Genomic DNA, 18,761 nt, shown 5'->3' with positions numbered 1-18,761 from the left:
AAAAAAGGTCTGATTCCATGAACAAGAAAGTCATTGCTGTTGCTGTGGTCAGTATCATTGTTCTTTTAGCAGTTGTGCTTTGGTTCTTTAATAAAGATAAAAAGACCGAACAGGAACTCACACTCTATGGAAATGTCGATATTCGCCAGATTTCACTCGCTTTTGAACAAACAGGAAGAATCCAGTCTTTATCAGTGCAAGAGGGGGATAAAGTTAAAAAAGGGCAGGTATTGGCAGAATTAAAAACAGATGCTTTGAAGATTCAAGAACAGCAAGCGGAAGCGCAGTTGAATGTACAAAAGCAGGCAATGATTGAGCAAGAAGTAGGAACTCGACCTGAACAAATTACTCAGGCAAAAGCACAGCTGGTATCAGCCCAAGCCCAACTAGACAAAGCAAATAAAGATTATCAGCGCTTACAGATTTTGAATAAAAGTACCTCTGGCCAAGCGATTAGCAAACAAGAACTAGATTTTGCACAGAGTAATCAAGCTACAGCAGCAGCTTCAGTGAAAGAGCGTGAAGCGAATTTAGCATTACTAAAAAAAGGAGCGCGTGCTGAAGATCGTGCTGCGACTAAGGCTCAATATCAGGCAACACAAGCAAATTTAGATTTAATCAAATACCAACTTACACAAAGTGAGTTGCGTTCACCAGTAGATGCAGTGGTGCGTGCTAGGTTGCAAGAAGCGGGAGATATGACCAACCCTCAGAAAGCAGTTTATACCTTGGCGCTGACTAATCCGAAATGGGTGAGAGTATATGCAAATGAAAAAGATTTAGACTGGATTAAAATGGGATCAGTTGCCCAAATCATTCGAGATACTAAGCCTGATCAACCCATCCAAGGAAAAGTTGGTTATATCTCATCTGTTGCAGAATTTACCCCTAAAACAGTGCAAACAGAAGATATTCGAACAACCTTGGTGTATGAGGTTCGTGTTTATGTAAATGATCCAAATGATCAATTAAAAATGGGGCAGCCTGTCACCGTTAAAATTGCCAAGGACAAGTGAGTGAACGCTGATGAATACTTTGTCTCAAGTGGTGGTGGCGCGTGACTTAACCCAAGTCTTTCCGTGTGAAAATAAAAAAGGGAAAGACATAAATGCACTCCAAGATTTAAATATTACAGTCAAAGCAGGACAGCTTACGGCATTGGTTGGACCCGATGGTGCGGGTAAAACAACTTTTTTGCGCTTGATTGCAGGCTTGTATCAGCCAAGTTCAGGTTCTTTGGAAGTACTTGGAATTGATGTTGCTAAAGATCCTCAATCAGTACAAGACCGAATCAGCTATATGCCACAACGGTTTGGTTTATATGAAGATTTAAGTATTCAAGAAAATTTGGATTTGTATGCAGATTTGCATGGCGTACCTCATGCTGTGCGGAAACAACGATTTGCTCGCCTATTAGAAATTACTGATTTAACCCATTTTACTGAACGTCCAGCAGGGAAACTTTCAGGTGGAATGAAACAAAAATTAGGTTTGGCTTGCACCTTAGTTCGCTCACCAGAACTGCTCTTACTCGATGAGCCGAGTGTCGGTGTTGATCCTTTATCGAGAAGGGATTTATGGATCATTATCAAACAATTGGTTCTGGAAGAAAATTTAAGTGTCATCATTAGCACGGCATATATGGATGAAGCAGAACGTTGTTCAGAAGTGTATGTGATGTATGAAGGTAAAATTTTACAACAAGGTACACCATCTGAGCTTAGTGAAAAAGTAAGAGGCCAAACTTGGCAGGTTGAACCACCAAAACAAATGAAGGCAAGGGTTTTACAAGCCCAGTTATTAGATAATCATAAATATATTGTAGATGCCGTTCCTAAAGGCGATGTTGTCCGTTTTATTACTCAACCTACATATCCTGAATTGCCAATAGAATATTTACCTTCAAATGCAGTGGTTACACCTAGAAAACCTGAGTTAGAAGATGCATTTATGAGTTTTTTACATCAAGCTCAACAACAAAAAATTGAAGTTGAAAATAGCAATGACAATACTTTTCTTGAATCTCAAAAGCAGTTAGCTGAAACACCGCAATCAGCAATTATCGTCAAAGACTTAGTACGAAAATTTGGTGATTTTACCGCAGTTGCAAATACATCCTTTGATGTGCAACGCGGTGAAATTTTTGGGTTGTTAGGGCCAAATGGCGCAGGGAAGACAACAACTTTTAGAATGCTGTGTGGTTTATTGCCTGCAAGTAGTGGCACTTTAGAAGTTGCTGGAATGAACTTGCGCACAGCACGCGCACAGGCGAGAGCAAAAATTGGTTATGTCTCTCAGAAATTCGCTTTATATAGCAATTTAACGGTACTTGATAATTTAAAATTTTTTGGTGGTGCTTATGGTTTATCTGGAAAGAAGCTTAACCAACAAATAGATAAAGCACTGCATCAATTTCAATTACAGCCACATGCTAAAAGTGGTGATTTACCGAATGGATTTAAACAGCGTTTGTCGATGGCTGCGGCTTTATTGCATCAGCCTGAGATTATCTTTTTAGATGAGCCTACTAGTGGGATTGATCCTTTGGCGAGGCGTTCTTTTTGGTACAGCATAGGAGAGCTCGCCAATCAAGGGATTACCATTATTATTACTACGCATTTTATGGAAGAGGCTGAATATTGTGATCGAATTGCGATTCAAGATGCTGGAAAATTATTAGCACTTGGTTCACCAAAACAAGTTCGGCAAATGGCAGGTGAAACGAGCCATAGTGATATGAATCGTGCATTTATGTCTATTGTGGAACAAGCACGTTCTCGTAAGCAGGAGCATACATAATGAGTATCTCTGTAGCTCGCTTGATGGCATTAATCAAAAAAGAAACACATCAATTATTACGAGATAAAAGTAGTTTAGCGATAGGACTGATTTTACCAATTATCCTGATTTTACTGTTCGGTTATGGCTTATCTTTCGATTTAAATAACGGACGTGTCGGTGTGGTCGTCCAAAACGCAACGCTACAGAGTAATCAGTTAATTTCAGGCTTGAATGGAACGCGATATATAACAGCAGTGCCTTATACAAGTTTTGCCCAAGCTGAACAAGCGATGGGACAGGCTGATATTGATGCGATTGTAAATGTTCCTGCTGACTTTGCGCAAGCCAGTACCAATCAAGCTGCGACCATTCAAATCATTACTAATGGGCGATCGACCAGTATTGCTTCAACTTTGCAAGGTTATATTTCTGGTGCCCTAACAACAGCCCAAGCGATCCAGTCTGATCGTCAAAATATGCAGGTTTCAAATGGAGTGATCAGTGTTGAACAAAGGATTTGGTTTAATGAATCTGCAAATAGCACGTGGTTTTTAGTTCCAGGCTTGATTGTTCTGATCCTCACTTTAATTGGTGCTTTTTTAACAGGTTTATTAATCGCAAGAGAAAGAGATCGGGGAACGTTAGAGGCATTATTTGTCACACCAGTACGACCACTAGAAATTGTACTTGCCAAATTAACGCCTTATATCGTGATTGGCATGATAGATATTGGCGTGTGTTTATTGGCAGCGGCATTTATTTTTGATGTGCCGATTCGAGCTTCATTGACGTCAATTATCAGTGCTTCATTTTTATATTTATTGGTTTCGTTGTTAATGGGACTGACGATTTCAGGCGCTTCTAAAAGCCAATTTCAAGCCAGCCAAATTGCTTTGTTGGCGAGTTTTATGCCTGCCATGATGCTCTCAGGATTTGTATTTGATACGCGAAATTTACCTTTTGTGGTACAGCTCATTAGTCAAATTATTCCTGCAACGCATTTTATGACCTTGATCAAAACGTTGTTTTTAGGTGGCGATGATTGGCATTTATGGATGAAAGAATGTGCAATTTTAATGCTCTATGTTGTGCTATTCACCTTTGCATCGTGTTTATCATTAAAAAAGAGATTGAGGTAATAACATGATTGAAAAAATAGTCGTGTGGTTAAATTATCTCTTGGTTTTAGTGAAGAAAGAATTCCTCACTATTTTTAGTGATCCTGCAAATCGAATTATTTTATTTGTGCCAGCGCTGATGCAGGCGTTATTGTTTGGCTATGCTGCAAGTTATGATGTCAATCATGTGGACTATGCCGTCTTAGATCAAAGCAAAGGACAAGTTTCACAGCAATTATTATCTCATCTTGATGGTTCGGGTATTTTTAATCGAACGGCCACGCTCAATAATGCCACTCAGATCAAAACTGTGGTCGATGATCGTACTGCTTTGGCCGTCATTAGTATTCCTTCAGATTTTGAAGATAAACTGGCTCAAGGCGAAGTTTCTCCGATACAGGTTATTTTAGACGGTCGAAATTCATCAACGGCAGGTATGGCTGGGTCTTATATCAATAGTGTCGTTGCAAAAGTAAATCAGGAGCGCCTAGGGCAAGCATCAGTCAACTTAGAGGTACGAACTTGGTATAACCCAAATCAGGAATCACGATGGGGGATCATGCCATCGTTAATTGCCGCATTAAGTATGATGCAAACATTATTGCTATCCTCACTTTCGGTAGCAAGAGAAAGAGAACAAGGAACTTTTGATCAATTATTGGTAACGCCTTATACACCGATTCATATCATGATCGGTAAGGCTTTGCCGCCTATTTTTGTCGGTTTGATGCAATCGACTATTATTCTTTGCATCATTTTATTTTGGTTTCAAATTCCAATGAATGGCTCCTTAACTCTGCTTTATTTTGGCTTATTGTTTTTTAATATTGCTGTTGTTGGAGTTGGACTGTCCATTTCAGCAATTTCTCTCAATATGCAACAAGCAATGTTATTTACATTCTTTATTATCATGCCATTAATGTTGTTATCTGGTTTGTTGACACCAGTTCAGAATATGCCGCATGCGCTAGAGGTTGCGACTTACGCGAACCCACTTCGTTTTGGAATTGATCTTGTACAGCGAGTGTATTTAGAGGGGGCAACGTTTTCACAAGTGAAGTGGGATTTTGTACCGATGTTTGTACTCGCGATAATCACATTACCTTTAGCTGCATGGCTGTTTAGAAATCGTCTGTCTTAGGTCTTTTGAAAAATGATCAGCTGTCTGTTATAGCTTTTTAATCAGATTCTGTACCTACTGGTTGGATATTGAAATGGGCACAATAAACATAAGCTAGTTTTATGTTGAGGTGTGAAGGTGAGCTTTTTAAGAAAGAAAAATAATGCGAGCTTTGTTTTTTTTATTATTACACTCTATGCCTTTTTGGGTTTTGGTTTGGGCTATATCATTTGGGAGTATTTTCTCTGATTTATAATGGTTAGTTTCTCATTGAAAAATCGTAGGCGGCTTTAAAAAGCGTAAGATATTAAACGTGTCGTTAACAAATGTGTGCGAAAAGACAGTGAGCTTGAGTGCTAAAAATATCGTGTCGATATTCTGAACATTGGATAAATTGAGTATAGATTCCAATACACAGATTGACTAAAGTATCACTCGAAAATATCTTTATCGAGTGATTTATGCGCGGTCTTTATCTCATCACCAATGATGATCCAATACAATTATTATTAGAAAAATTAGATGTTGCGTTATCGACTGGGCAGGTTGCCATTTTACAGTATCGCCGTAAAAAAATAGCAAAACTAGATCAGCCATTAGAAGTACAACAGATCAAAGCACTTTGTGAAAAGCATCAAGTCCCGTTTGTCATTAATGATGATTTGGCACTGGCTGAACAGTTTGGTTTAGGTGTACATCTTGGACAATCTGATGGTGAAATAAGTGATGCTGCTGCGCGTTTACCGAAAGGTGTGATTATTGGTCGTACCTGCTTAAACTCACTGGAGTTGGCTGAAAAGGCGATTGCTGATGGTGCAACTTATGTAGCCTTTGGTGCGGTTTATGCCACCTCAACCAAACCAGAAGCAGGTAATGTCGGCATCGAAGTCATTAAACAAGCCAAACAAAAATTCGCTGTACCAATTTGTGCGATTGGCGGTTTGACCGTTGAAAATTCTCAAGTGGTGATTGAGGCAGGTGCAAGCCTTTGTGCGGTAATTAGTGATATATTAGGGCGATCAACAGCTGAAATTCCTGCTCGTGTAAATGCATGGGCAACGTTATTTGACTAATTATATGTATCCGTTTTGCGGAACTTTTATTGTTTCTCGGAACGACAACGTTCCTCGTCCTCGATTTTAGGTTGAGTCTTTTATGAGCTTATCTCCAAAGCAAGAACAGCTATTTAAACAAGCAAATAAACATATTCCAGGTGGTGTAAATTCACCTGTACGTGCATTTAACGGTGTTGGTGGTACGCCTGTCTTTATTGAAAAGGCAAAAGGGGCGTATTTATGGGATGTTGATGGTAAGCGCTATGTGGACTATGTCGGTTCATGGGGGCCAATGATTTTGGGTCACGCGCATCCAGATATTATTCAAGCAGTACAAACTGCTGCGGAAGATGGCTTAAGCTTTGGTGCGCCAACGGTATACGAAACCACTTTAGCAGATACCATCTGCGAGATCATGCCTTCAATCGAATTGGTGCGTATGACCAGTTCGGGTACAGAAGCGACCATGACGGCGATTCGTTTGGCTCGTGGTTACACAGGTCGTGACAAGATTGTAAAGTTTGAAGGCTGCTACCACGGTCATTCGGATTCATTATTAGTGAAAGCAGGTTCAGGCTTATTGACTTTAGGGGAAGGAGAACCAACCTCAAAAGGTGTACCTGCTGATTTTGCAAAACATACCTTAACGCTGCCATATAACAACATCGAAGCATTGAAAGAATGCTTTAGTAAATTTGGTCATGAAATTGCAGGCGTGATCATTGAGCCTGTTGCAGGCAACATGAACTTGGTAACGCCAATCGACGGTTTCTTGCAAGCGATCCGTGATGTTTGTGATGAATATAAATCAGTCTTTATCATTGATGAAGTAATGACCGGTTTCCGTGTCGCTTTAGGTGGTGCTCAATCGGTCTATGACGTTAAACCTGACTTGACCACGTTGGGTAAAATCATTGGTGCGGGCTTACCAGTCGGCGCTTTTGGTGGTAAACGTGAAATTATGGAATGCATCGCCCCTTTAGGTGGTGTTTATCAAGCAGGTACATTGTCAGGCAACCCATTGGCTATGCGCGCGGGTATTGCAATGTTTAAACATTTACGTGAACCAGAGTTTTATGAAAAGCTCGCTGCTCAGTTAGCAAAATTACTTGCAGGTTTGCAGACGGCCGCAGACGAAGCAGGGATTCCATTCAAGACCCAGCAAGTGGGTGGCATGTTTGGTTTGTATTTCACAGATCAAGATGACATTACTAGCTTTGATTCAATGTTGGCTTGTGATGTTGAAGCATTTAAGAAATTCTTCCATGGCATGTTAAAGCGTGGTGTCTATCTTGCGCCATCAGCATTTGAAGCTGGATTTATTTCATCTATGCATTCAGATCAAGATATTGCAGACACTATTCAGGCAGCAAAAGAAACTTTTGCAGAAATGAAATAATGCTATGATGCATACAGAAGCCCGATTTATTCGGGCTTTTTTTATGGATGCATTTTAATTGAGCTGAATATAGAGCTTAACAGGTTTAAAAATAATGCTTGATCGCAACGGAATCTTACTGAAGTCTCATTTATTTGTACGATAAAACTAAGCTAAGAATAGCAATAAATATAAAGAATCTTTACTGTACCATTGAGTAAAATATGCTTGAATAATCCACTATCTTTGTGTTTGTCTTTAGCTGCTCCAAAGCGTGGATATATGGGCTTAGGCAGGCTGTAAGATAGTGCTGATAATATAATTTTAAACAAACTTTTTATAAGAAACTCATAGGAATGGAGTAACGGATGAAAACTAAACATTATTTAACTGCTGCGGATGTAGAAATTCTGGTTGATGCAGCATCACAATATGCAACAGAACATAGCTTTAATGTCAGTATTGCAGTGGTTGATGAAGGTGGAACGCTGCTGATGATGAAGCGTATGGATGGTGCATCCGTATTATCGACCGAAATTTGTCAAGAAAAAGCAAAATCAGCTGCTGTTAGCCGTAGAGCAACCAAAGTATCAGAAGATATGATCCGTGATGGGAAAATCGGCTTTTTAACCATAAATGCTGCAAAAGGCATGTTAGAAGGTGGTGAGCCGATTGTTTATCAAGGACAGGTTGTAGGGGCTGTTGGTATTTCGGGTGTACAATCTTTTCAAGATGCAGAAATTGCTCAGCATGCGATTCAACAATTCCTAGAGCAACAGACCTAAATCATCATTTAAATTCAATTCTGGATGAAATATCGAGAGAAACACGAAAAAAAAGAGTAAAAATACGTGTCATGCATTGTAATTCAGCGCCAAGCTTTTTATGATTGCCCGCTTGTTTTCATCCAGTCGTTGGAAGGCTACCTTGAGTGATTTTCTAAGTGAACATTTGATTCATCGTGATGAAGATTTTATGGTCATCCATAAACCAGCAGGCTTACTGACCGTGCCAGGGAAAACACCTGATTTACAAGATTGTTTAATCAATCGTCTATTAGAACTAGAACAAAAAACTTTACTGATTCATCGTTTAGATCGTGATACCTCTGGCATCTTAGTGTTTGGTTTGTCTAAATTTGGACAGAGTAATATTTCACGCCAATTCCAAGATCGTCAAACCTCAAAAATTTATCAAGCTTTGGTTGCAGGACATTTAGAAGGTCAGGGCACCGTCGATATTCCTGTGATTTATGATCCAAGTCGCCCGCCATTACATATCGTTGATACTAATCATCACAAACCTGCATTAACCGAATGGCAAGTGATCGAACATCTAGAAATTCAAGGACAAGCTGTAACTCGAGTCAAATTGATTCCGATTACAGGACGTTCACATCAGCTTCGTGTGCATATGCAATATCTTGGTCATCCGATTCTCGGTGATACCCTATATGCCACACCTGAACAGCAGCAGCTTTACGATCGATTGTGTTTACATGCAACACAATTGAGTTTCGCTCATCCTAAAACTGGTGCACAACTTAGCTTTAATTGTGCCGTGCCGTTTTAGTCTAAAACTTTTTTATGAAACACGATGTGATGCACGCTATTTGATCGTGCTTTGTGTCAAAATACATTGTTGAAAACTACATAAAATGCCTTAAATTTAATCTGATTTAAGGAATACAATATGTGGGCTAACTTGAGATAAAGGTGGAAAAATTGCAGCAGTTTGCTATTGGTCAACGTTGGTTATCAGATACAGAAACTGAACTTGGTTTAGGTGTTCTTATTGATGTCGATGAGCGTTCTATCAGCATTTTATTCCCAAAAAGTGATGAAACTCGTGTCTATGCACGAAACAATGCGCCTTTATCTCGCATCATCTTTAACGTTAATGATGAAGTGCAAGACCAAGAAGGCGTCAAGTGGACTGTTGAGTCGATTGAAGACCGTCATGGTGTCCTTCGTTACGATGTGGTTCGTACGCTGGAAAATGGCGAACAAGAACGCAAGTCACTGAACGAAACCCGTATTGGTGCGCAAATCCAGCTGTCAAAACCCTTAGAACGTCTTTTGGCAAGCCAAGTCGATTATAAAGAGTGGTATGACCTCCGCATTGAAGCAATGTTGTTGCAAGCGCAAATGCACACTAGTCCTTTACGTGGTTTTCTTGGCGCGCGTGTCGGTTTAATTCCGCATCAGCTTTATATTGCGCATGAAGTCGGCAAGCGTTTTGCGCCGCGTGTTTTACTGGCTGACGAAGTTGGCTTGGGTAAAACCATTGAAGCGGGTTTGATCATTCATCAACAACTGAAAACAGGACGTTCAGAACGTATTCTGATTTTAGTGCCTGATTCACTGCAATATCAGTGGATGATTGAAATGCGTCGCCGTTTCAATCTGCAATTCTCTCTATTTGATTTAACTCGTACTGCATCGATCAAAGAACATGATCCTGATTTAAATCCGTTCTTGACTGAACAATGCATTATTGCCAGCGTTGACCTGATGGTTGACCATGATGACTTGCGTGAGCAGGCGATGGAAGCTGGTTTTGATCTATTGGTTGTCGATGAAGCACATCATTTGATGTGGAGTGAAGAAGAAGGTGGCAATGATCGTTATGATCTAGTCGAAGAACTTGCAGAACAAACTGCAGGTGTGTTGCTGCTCACTGCAACACCTGAACAGTTAGGTGTAGAAAGTCATTTTGCACGTTTACGGTTACTCGATCCGCAACGTTTTAGTAGCTTAGATCGCTTCCTTGATGAAGAGGAACAATATCAACAAACAGCAAAAGTTGCTGAAGTGTTGATGTCTGATGATCCATTAACAGAAGAGCATCTTACTGCATTGGATGGCTTATTGGGTCATCGTATTGATGATCAGCCTGAACAACGTATGCGTGCGATTCACGAATTATTGGATCGTCATGGTACAGGTCGTATTTTGTTCCGTAATACCCGTGAAGCGATTCAAGGCTTCCCTGGTCGTGATTGCCAACCTGCACCTTTAGCTGCACCAGATGACTGGTCGTTTGATGGCAAAATGCGTGAGCAAATGTGGCCAGAAGAAGGTCAACTTGATGGCGCGTGGATGGAAAATGATCCGCGTGTGCCTTGGTTGATGGAAGTTTTGCGTAAAGATTTAAAACATAAAAAAGTGTTGTTGATTGCGCGTAGTGGGCCAGTGGTTGAAGCATTGGAAAATGTTTTGCGTTTACATGCGGGCATTCGTACCGCGATGTTCCACGAAGGCATGAGCTTATTAGAGCGTGACCAAGCTGCAGCATATTTTGCAGAAGACAGCTATGGCGCACAGATTCTTCTTTGTTCGGAAATTGGTTCGGAAGGACGTAACTTCCAGTTTGCCAGTGACCTGATCTTATTTGATTTACCCGCAAACCCTGACGTACTTGAACAGCGTATTGGTCGTTTGGATCGTATCGGTCAAGAAAACCGTATTCAAATTCATGTGCCTTATCTCATGGGTACAGCGCAAGAGCGTATGTTCCGTTGGTATAATGAAGCACTGAATATTTTCAGCAATATTTCTCCAACGGCACAAACGCTACAAGAGAATTTTATTGTTGAGCTGAAAGATTGCTTACTCGCAGATCAAGGTCAGACCTTTGAAGATTTACTTGAAGAAGTGAATGTACAACGTCAAGCATTGGAAGCTGAATTACAAGCAGGTCGTGATCGTTTGCTTGAGTACAACTCTTGCCGTCCTGTTGTAGCGCAAGGCATTGTTCAAGCGCTTGAAGATTATGATGACAACACCACTTTGCCGATGTTTGTGAAGCGTTTCATGTCATCAACCAATATTGATTTTGATGAGCAAAGTAACGGTACAGTGATCATCAAACCAACGGATCAAATGCAAGTTCAAGGTTTGACTTTGGATGAAGAAGGTATGACGGCGACCTTCTATCGTGATCAGGCACAAATTCGTGAAGATGCTCAGTATTTGACGTTGGAACACCCATTTATTGAAAGTGTAATGGAAATGATCCGTACACAGTCATTTGGTAGTACCAATGTTGCATTGCTGAAATCAAATGCATTGAAGCAGGGTTCAGTCTTACTTGAAGTGTGGTTTAAGGTTGATGTAGTTGCACCAAAAGCTTTGAATTTACCAGCAAGTTTGCCAAAGCAATTGATCCGTGTATTGCTCAGTGAAAATGGCCAAGACTTGTCTGCGAAGATTGATCCAAGCATTTTGCGTCCATACTTGCATCATTTAGATGGCAATAGCTGTCGTCAAGTGGTGAAAGCGCGTCGTGAAATAATTGAGTCGCGTTATGCACAGGCTTTGGATATTGCAAAAGAATCATTGCCAGAATTAATGCAACAAGCGAAAGAGCATTACAGTGGAAAATGGCAATATGAAATTGACCGTTTAGCTTACCTCAAGCAATTTAACCCAAGTATTCGCCAAGATGAAATCGAGCGTTTACAGAAGTTCCAAAAAGAAGGGCTAGGCTTACTCGATAGTTTGTCTGTGACACCAGAAGCGATTCAGGTCTTGGTTGTTGTTAAACCTTAACTGAGATAGAAACAAAAAAAAGAGGACAATTGAGTCCTCTTTTTTATTAGCTGAAATAATTAGCTTTGCTCAATATTGGCTTCCAAGAACCATAAATATTGATCAAGGTCTTCTAAAGCTGCATGAATAATATCTTCCGAAATTGGATCTTTAATTTCATCAATCGTATCGCGCAAATGATTCGCAACGACACCATAACGATCAGCAAGCTCTTTTAGATGATCTTGAACTGCATGAATCGCCACAGGATATGGCTTTAAATGCGACGTTTCAGAAACTGTCTGAGTTGTACCCAAAGCTGTACCACCGATTTGTACTGCACGTTCAGCGACATTATCTAAGTGAGTAATAATCGAAGTACGGAACATATCTAACATTTCATGCACTGCGATGAAATTACTACCACGCATGTTCCAATGTGCTTGCTTGGTTAATAATGATAAATCGATAAGATTGGCAAGAATTTGATTTAATATTTTTACAGTCGCTTCTTTAATCGAATCATCTAAATTATTACGTGTATAAACTTTTAAATTTTTCGCTGCTGAAGAATTCATAGTTACCTCATTCAGTTATCGTTTGTGAAACACAGTGAATAAAAACTATTTATTTCATATTTAGAGTAAGCCTTGAGTGGCCAGATGAGTGTTCGAATTGTTAAGCCTTTTGTAAATTATAGTGAGTTTAAATACCTTTTTTGAAGTGATTACAGCATCTTAGGTTAAAGTAGACTGATCTAAGATAAATGTTAAATAGCACCGATAAAATGGTAGCTAATTTGACTTTCAAATGAAGAGATAGAACAAATGGAAAATGAAAAAGATAAAGCAACCATTGTTATTAATGATCATCCAGAACAAGAGAAGATTGAGGTTTTAAAAGAAAAGTTACGCTATAAGCAAGCATTACGTGAAAATTCTAAAAAGATAGATCATAAGCTCGTACGTCTCAATATTCAGGCAGATGCATTACCCACCAAAACATTTTTCATTATGAATGCTTTGGCTGCTGTGATCGCAGGTTATGGTCTACTCGCAGATTCTTCTGCTGTGGTGATTGGTGCGATGCTTGTAGCAATGATGCTTGGTCCAATTTCGGGGATTGCACTATCTTTCATTGATAATCGTTGGATCTTATTCGTCACGGCATTGAAGACCTTAGCACTTGGCGTGGCAATGATTTTTGGGATTGGGGTGATATTGGGCCTTATTAATTTTAATATGCCACTGACACATGAAATCCTATCCCGTACCCAACCGAATGTGATTGATCTAATGATTGCACTGGCTGGGGGAGCTGCTGGGGCATTCGCATCAGTTTCACCACGATTATCGGTTGCCGTGGTTGGGGTCGCAGTTGCTACAGCACTTGTTCCGCCTTTGGTTGCAAGTGGTATTTTGCTTGCACATTGGGATTTACGTCTCTCTGCGAATGCTATGTTATTGGCATTTACCAATATTATTGCGATTCAAATTAGTTCTTCCTTGGTGTTATGGATTGCAGGTTTTAGACGTGGATCAGATGAGGAGGTACAAAGTAATGTAATAGAATTTATTAAACGAAACTTTGTGAGCTTATTATTTCTGCTGGTTCTCGGTGTGTATTTAACTGCAAATTTTTTGCATATGATTCAAAAGCAAATTTACGAAACCAAAGCACGCACCGCAATTATTTCAACACTAAATAAAAATAATAATATTATCGATAAAATACAGTTTGATGCTCAAAGTGAATATACCTTAGCCCGTGTGGTGGTCGAGGGCGATACGGTGCCAAGTTCGGTTGAAATTCAAAAATTAAATGATGTTTTGCCTAAAGACACTAAAAAGAAACCCACTATTGTTCAGGTTCGATTTATACCGATACACATTATTCAGGTGGGGGATAAGCAAGCATTAAATTTGAGTGATCAAGCGGCAAAGCGCTTAATCACACAGTAAGTATATTAAAAGAGTGAAGAAATTAGCGAATGCTCGCCTCGTCTAAATGACGAGCACCTTCCAAGATCATTCGAATCATGATCATGGTTTGTTCTGCAACTTCCATGCGTTGCTCAGAAGGAATATCAATAACGCGTGCGCCCATGTTGAATACGAGTTGCGTAATTGCTTTGGCAACAAGGTCAGCATGGCTGATTTTGCTATCATTCATTTGTTCTAAACGAATTAAATCTTCTTGGAGTTCTTGTTGAAAGAAATTAAGCTGACGATCAACCGCAGCTTTGTACGAGGTCGAACCTGTGTAGCCTTCACGAAGCAATAAACTTAAATTTCCTTCATCCGCATCAAGTTGTTGAATAAATACTTCAACTGAGCTGCGGATAATACTTTGCTGCATTGATGCCTGTAAGCGTGCTTCACGAATGATTTTACGTAGCACTAAACCAGAACGATCAATCAAAGCAATAGCTAGTTCATCAATATCTTTGAAATGACGATAAAAGCTATTTGGGGCAATACCAGCTTCACGCGCAATTTCACGTAAGCTCAATGAAGCAATGCTTTTCTGCGGGCCAATTAGATTCAAAGTTGCTTGGAATAACTCTTCTTTCGTAATTGTTGCTTTTCTGCCAACTGAACGTACAGGTGTTTTCATCGCGATGACATCTTGTTCATTTAATGTGTCTGAGCCGAGCGGTAAAAAAGAAGAATGAACCATTGTTTTCAAAATATAAGTAAGCTAGTCGGGATTATAGCTGTAGTCGATGAACTTGTGAAATGTAAATTTTTATACGAGTGTATATACAAATATATATACATATGTATAATAATTAAAAAACGATCAGAGTTATCGCTCATGCAAGCAGTCGAAAAGAGAATTTCTCTATTCAATTCATTAGCTCAAAGCGTAATGAATAGTCATGACACCAATTTTTGGTTACAGAAAATTAATCCTTTGTGGTCTGTAAATCAGCCACTTGCCAAAATCGTAAAAAAACAAATTGTGGCAAAAGATACGGTTAGTCTTATTTTGCAATGCAATCGTCATGTTAAACATGGTGTAGCAGGGCAACATCATCCTGTCACTGTAGAGATTGCTGGTCGCCATTATGAGCGCACCTATAGCATGATGCAGTTAGATCATGATCATTTGTGTTTAACTGTGAAAAAAGTAGACCAAGGTGTGGTCAGTTCATGGTTGGTCGAGCAGAGTCAAGTTGGAAATATTTTACGTTTGGGTCAACCTTACGGGGATATGCAACAACATATTCAAACCCCTCATTTGTTATTGCTTGCAGCGGGAAGTGGTATTACGCCGATGTTGAGTTTAGTTGAAGGTTTGAGTCAGTCAAAGCAACTTCAAACAACAACGGTCAAACTCATGTACTGGGTTAAAACCAATGAAGATGCTGCTTATGTCGATTATTTGACTGAAATTACAGAAAATTTTCCTAATTTTAGCTATCAGGTTTTTTATACTCAAGCCCAAGATCAACGTTTGAATCAAGCGCATATAGATCAACTTGAAAACTTAGATAACACAACTGTTTATGCATGTGGCCCATCAGGGTTTGCGGCGACAGCTGAAGCGTTATTGAGCCATGCTGCTGCGATTCAAACAGAAGCCTTTAGTTTGAGCCAATTCGATGCAGATTTAACCGATACAGGCTTCATTAATGTCACATTGACGAAATCGAATAAAACAGTTGCGATTCCGAAAGGACAGTCGATTTTATCAAGTTTAGAACAGCAAGGTATCAAGCCAAATCATGGTTGTCGTATGGGTATTTGTAATAAATGTGCATGTAATAAAGCTCAAGGTGCGACACGAAATTTATTGAACGGTGCTGCCAATCAAGAACCCACTCAGTTATTAAAAATTTGTGTGAATTCAGCTCAATCAGATCTTGTGATTGATCTATAAGAGAGAAATTAACGATGAATATGCCTGTTAAAATTGAATTTTTTAAAAATCCAAAAAATCGTGATTTAACTGCCGCAGAGTTAGATGCATTCGCTCGTGAATTAGATCAGATCAAGCAAGATGTTTTAGATGACTTGGGTGAAAAAGATGCAAAATACATCCGCCGTGTCTACTCTATGATCCGTTATAGCAGCTTTTTAGGCCGTGCTTTGCTATTTGCTGGATGGTTCCCACCAGCATGGTTATTAGGTACGGGGTTATTAGGTTTCGCCAAAATCATGGAAAACATGGAGTTAGGTCATAATGTCATGCACGGTCAGTATGATTGGATGAATGATCCAAAGTTTAATGGTCAAACTTATGAATGGGATACCGTCGGAACTTCTGACAACTGGAGACAAACGCATAACTTTAAGCATCATACTTATACCAATGTAAAGGGTATGGATGATGATGTGGGCTATGGGGTATTTCGTCTATTTCCAGAACAACGTTGGAACAAATTTACTTTAATCCAACCGATGTATATCGTACCATTCAGCTTGCTCTTCCAATGGGGCGTTGCCATTCAAAATCTTGAATTGGGTAAAGTACTGTATAAACGCAAAACGATGGCACAGTTTAAACGTGAATGGCAACCAGCCCAAAAGAAAATAGCGAAGCAACTTTTTAAAGATTATGTATTTTTCCCATTGATCGCTGGACCTTCGGCACTTCCTGTATTTACAGGTAATTTAGTGGCGAATGGCATTCGTAATGTATGGACTTTCAGCATTATTTTCTGTGGTCACTTTACCAAAGAAGTTGAAGTATTCCCGAAATCGGTAATACAAGATGAAAGCCGTGGACATTGGTATATGCGTCAAATTCGCGGTTCATCAAATCTGACGGGTTCGGAAGCGTTTCATATTTTGACAGGGCATTTAAGTCATCAAATTGAACATCATTTATTTCCTGATATTCCTGCACGTCGTTATCGCCAAGTTGCACCTAAAGTGCAAGCTGTCTGTGAGAAATATGGTTTGCATTATAATAACGCCAGTTTTGTAAAACAGTTCGGTGAAGTGGTCGGGCGTATTTTTAAATATGCATTACCATTTAAAAAGTAAAGACAGAATAGTGAAAAGCCCCGACTTAATGTTCGGGGCTTTTTATTATTTTTTCTTAGAAATCCACATTGTGATTGTTGCGTGGAAAACCTTTTCATTGTGTTGATCAAGTACATCGACATTTACCAGATATTCTCCAGCTTTATCCCAGTCATAATGACTTTCAACAGGTGTTGCTACTGCAATTAAGTCTGTTTCTGCTTTCTTTAAATATTCAACGGTCATCCCTTTCGGAATCCAGCGATGAGTTGCAGGCACAGTCACTTCTGTCATTGTTCCACCTGCGAGTTCTGCCATATTGCACATTGCAATCGCATGAACTGTGCCGATGTGATTGAGCACTGAGCGCTTTTTCTTAATCGATATTTTACAAGAGTTTGGTTTTAGCTCTTCAAATAATGGGGAAATGCTACTGAAATAAGGTGCTTTTAAGCAGAGCATTCGAGTGAATGTCCACTTTCCAGCAGGTAATGCTGATACTTTATTCCATAATTCTAAAGTTGAAGCCATTGAATTTCTCACTAACAGAATTAAATTCTAATACAGAATATAATTCTGTTTACAAATAATGGTCAAGTCATACACAATAGTTCCGACGGTTGGCTATTTAAAATTTACTATGCATATGGCTCAGCAATTATTAGAACGTTTATATCCTCAACGCAGATCATTGCTCAAAAGGCAAATTTTGTCAGATGCATTGTCATGTTTTCTTGAGTTCGGTTTCGATACCACCAGTATTGAGATGATACGGGACAAATCGGAAAGTAGTGTAGGTGCGATTTATCATCATTTTAAAAATAAAGAAGGCATCATTGCAGCATTGGTATTCGCTGCCTTAGATGATCAAGCTTGCTTACGCGAGCAATATTTAGATGAGGCAAAATCATTACAAGATGTGATTTCCGCATTGATTTATAGCTATGTCGATTGGGTATCTGATCAACCGCAATTCGCAAAGTTTTTATTATTAGCTCATTTCAGTGTCATGCAAAATGAGTATAAACAGGTATTAAGCGAAAAAAACAAAACAAGAAATCAAAAAATTATGGCTCACGTTTCACGCTATTCAGATTTTGAATCATTTAAAAATATACCGATCGAGCTGATCATGTCATTGGTGATTGGTGCATCTGAGAGTTATTGTCGCGCTTGGTTGTCTAAAAAAGTGGTTGCTGATCCGAAAGCGTATCGGGAAATGTTGGCACAAGCAGCGTGGAATTCTTTGCAGGGTTTAAGCAATCAATATAAAACGATTGACAAACGTCATTCGGGTGAAATGTTATGACAGCATTAGAGCAAGAGCAAAAATTTAATGGCGTTTGTCTATGTGGGGCAATCAAATTTCAATTTTATACTTCAAAAATTAAAACGATCTATCGTTGTTACTGTAGTTTATGTCGTAAGCAGAGTGGGACTGCATCGAATACGGCGACATTAATTTTGTCAGAACAGTTTGGTTGGCAACAAGGTCAGCAATTCATTCGGACGTATGTCAAAGCAACAGGCTTTACCAGTTCGTTTTGTACAGAATGTGGTTCGCCTGTACCTAATGCGTTAGGCAGTAATCCAAAAATTATGTGGATTCCTTTAGGTTTGATTGAACAAGATTTTGTCCCTGAGAAAGAATTGAATTTTTGCATGAACTCACAAGCCAATTGGTCTAAAAACCATACCGTACCGTTTGAATTTGATGAACTGCCAACGGGTGCGGAGTTCCAAGATTACTTTGAGTTGAATAAATAAAAAGCAGAACACAACCGTTTTCTGCTTTTTATGTAAG

18 protein-coding genes are annotated in these 18,761 nt (G+C 39.4%); 15 read left to right on the top strand and 3 right to left on the bottom strand.

Annotation, left to right across the window (positions count from 1 at the left end):
* Nucleotides 1-17: 17 nt before the first annotated feature.
* The 10 genes from F959_RS13185 (at nucleotide 18) to rapA (ending at nucleotide 12,005) form a co-directional block, all read left to right on the top strand.
* On the top strand, nucleotides 18-1,016 hold the full coding sequence (locus tag F959_RS13185; RefSeq protein WP_004880958.1) for an HlyD family secretion protein: 999 nt from the start codon (nucleotides 18-20) through the stop codon (nucleotides 1,014-1,016).
* Between the two features lie 10 nt (nucleotides 1,017-1,026).
* A complete protein-coding gene (locus F959_RS13180; RefSeq protein ID WP_004880957.1) occupies nucleotides 1,027-2,799 on the top strand; it encodes an ATP-binding cassette domain-containing protein in 1,773 nt (590 codons plus the stop codon).
* Entirely contained in the window at nucleotides 2,799-3,920 is a 1,122-nt protein-coding gene (locus tag F959_RS13175; protein WP_004880956.1) for an ABC transporter permease, read from the top strand. The genes F959_RS13180 and F959_RS13175 overlap by 1 nt, the downstream gene beginning before the upstream one ends.
* A 4-nt stretch (nucleotides 3,921-3,924) precedes the next feature.
* Nucleotides 3,925-5,040, top strand: a complete 1,116-nt coding sequence (locus F959_RS13170; RefSeq protein WP_004880955.1) for an ABC transporter permease — start codon at nucleotides 3,925-3,927, stop codon at nucleotides 5,038-5,040.
* Nucleotides 5,041-5,157: 117 nt separating this feature from the next.
* Nucleotides 5,158-5,268 carry a hypothetical protein gene (locus F959_RS16770; protein WP_161626788.1) on the top strand — a complete coding sequence of 37 codons (111 nt, stop codon included), beginning with the start codon at nucleotides 5,158-5,160 and terminating at the stop codon, nucleotides 5,266-5,268.
* 212 nt (nucleotides 5,269-5,480) lie between these two features.
* Nucleotides 5,481-6,092 (top strand): thiamine phosphate synthase, encoded by a 612-nt coding sequence (gene thiE, locus F959_RS13165; RefSeq protein WP_004880954.1) that lies wholly within the window; start codon nucleotides 5,481-5,483, stop codon nucleotides 6,090-6,092.
* An 82-nt stretch (nucleotides 6,093-6,174) separates the two neighbouring features.
* Nucleotides 6,175-7,473: a glutamate-1-semialdehyde 2,1-aminomutase gene (gene hemL / locus F959_RS13160; RefSeq protein ID WP_004880953.1), complete on the top strand. Its 1,299-nt coding sequence runs from the start codon at nucleotides 6,175-6,177 to the stop codon at nucleotides 7,471-7,473.
* A gap of 347 nt (nucleotides 7,474-7,820) precedes the next feature.
* Entirely contained in the window at nucleotides 7,821-8,237 is a 417-nt protein-coding gene (locus F959_RS13155) for a GlcG/HbpS family heme-binding protein (RefSeq protein ID WP_004880951.1), read from the top strand.
* A gap of 142 nt (nucleotides 8,238-8,379) precedes the next feature.
* The gene (locus tag F959_RS13150; RefSeq protein ID WP_171056564.1) at nucleotides 8,380-9,024 is read left to right on the top strand and encodes an RluA family pseudouridine synthase; all 645 of its coding nucleotides are present in this window, start codon (nucleotides 8,380-8,382) and stop codon (nucleotides 9,022-9,024) included.
* 143 nt (nucleotides 9,025-9,167) lie between these two features.
* A complete protein-coding gene (rapA, locus tag F959_RS13145) occupies nucleotides 9,168-12,005 on the top strand; it encodes an RNA polymerase-associated protein RapA (protein ID WP_004880947.1) in 2,838 nt (945 codons plus the stop codon).
* Between the two features lie 59 nt (nucleotides 12,006-12,064).
* Here the strand turns inward: rapA and dps are convergent, their stop codons facing one another.
* Entirely contained in the window at nucleotides 12,065-12,562 is a 498-nt protein-coding gene (gene dps / locus F959_RS13140) for a DNA starvation/stationary phase protection protein Dps (protein WP_004880945.1), read from the bottom strand.
* Between the two features lie 249 nt (nucleotides 12,563-12,811).
* On the opposite strand from dps, the gene F959_RS13135 reads away from it, so the two are divergent.
* Nucleotides 12,812-13,945 carry a DUF389 domain-containing protein gene (locus F959_RS13135; protein ID WP_004880944.1) on the top strand — a complete coding sequence of 378 codons (1,134 nt, stop codon included), beginning with the start codon at nucleotides 12,812-12,814 and terminating at the stop codon, nucleotides 13,943-13,945.
* A 22-nt stretch (nucleotides 13,946-13,967) separates the two neighbouring features.
* Here the strand turns inward: F959_RS13135 and fabR are convergent, their stop codons facing one another.
* Entirely contained in the window at nucleotides 13,968-14,663 is a 696-nt protein-coding gene (fabR, locus tag F959_RS13130) for an HTH-type transcriptional repressor FabR (protein ID WP_004880941.1), read from the bottom strand.
* 138 nt (nucleotides 14,664-14,801) lie between these two features.
* Here fabR and F959_RS13125 point away from each other — a divergent pair, with 138 nt between their 5' ends.
* Together F959_RS13125 and F959_RS13120 are read left to right on the top strand one after the other, a co-directional pair.
* Complete coding sequence (locus F959_RS13125; protein ID WP_004880939.1) at nucleotides 14,802-15,869, top strand: ferredoxin reductase; 1,068 nt, start codon at nucleotides 14,802-14,804, stop codon at nucleotides 15,867-15,869.
* 14 nt (nucleotides 15,870-15,883) lie between these two features.
* Nucleotides 15,884-16,978, top strand: a complete 1,095-nt coding sequence (locus tag F959_RS13120; protein ID WP_004880937.1) for a fatty acid desaturase family protein — start codon at nucleotides 15,884-15,886, stop codon at nucleotides 16,976-16,978.
* A gap of 45 nt (nucleotides 16,979-17,023) precedes the next feature.
* Here F959_RS13120 and F959_RS13115 read toward each other — a convergent pair whose 3' ends face one another.
* A complete protein-coding gene (locus F959_RS13115) occupies nucleotides 17,024-17,488 on the bottom strand; it encodes a hotdog fold domain-containing protein (protein ID WP_004880935.1) in 465 nt (154 codons plus the stop codon).
* Nucleotides 17,489-17,597: 109 nt separating this feature from the next.
* Between F959_RS13115 and F959_RS13110 the strand changes: the two genes are divergently transcribed.
* Together F959_RS13110 and F959_RS13105 are read left to right on the top strand one after the other, a co-directional pair.
* On the top strand, nucleotides 17,598-18,266 hold the full coding sequence (locus F959_RS13110) for a TetR/AcrR family transcriptional regulator (RefSeq protein ID WP_050977575.1): 669 nt from the start codon (nucleotides 17,598-17,600) through the stop codon (nucleotides 18,264-18,266).
* Nucleotides 18,263-18,724, top strand: a complete 462-nt coding sequence (locus tag F959_RS13105; protein WP_004880932.1) for a GFA family protein — start codon at nucleotides 18,263-18,265, stop codon at nucleotides 18,722-18,724. Before F959_RS13110 ends, F959_RS13105 begins: the two co-directional genes overlap by 4 nt.
* The last annotated feature ends 37 nt before the right edge of the window (nucleotides 18,725-18,761 follow it).

It is taken from the genome of Acinetobacter venetianus RAG-1 = CIP 110063, assembly GCF_000368585.1.
Classification (GTDB): Bacteria; Pseudomonadota; Gammaproteobacteria; order Pseudomonadales; family Moraxellaceae; genus Acinetobacter; species Acinetobacter venetianus.
The sequence above is the reverse complement of the archived record's forward strand: the minus strand, read 5'-3'. Positions and strand labels throughout refer to the sequence as shown.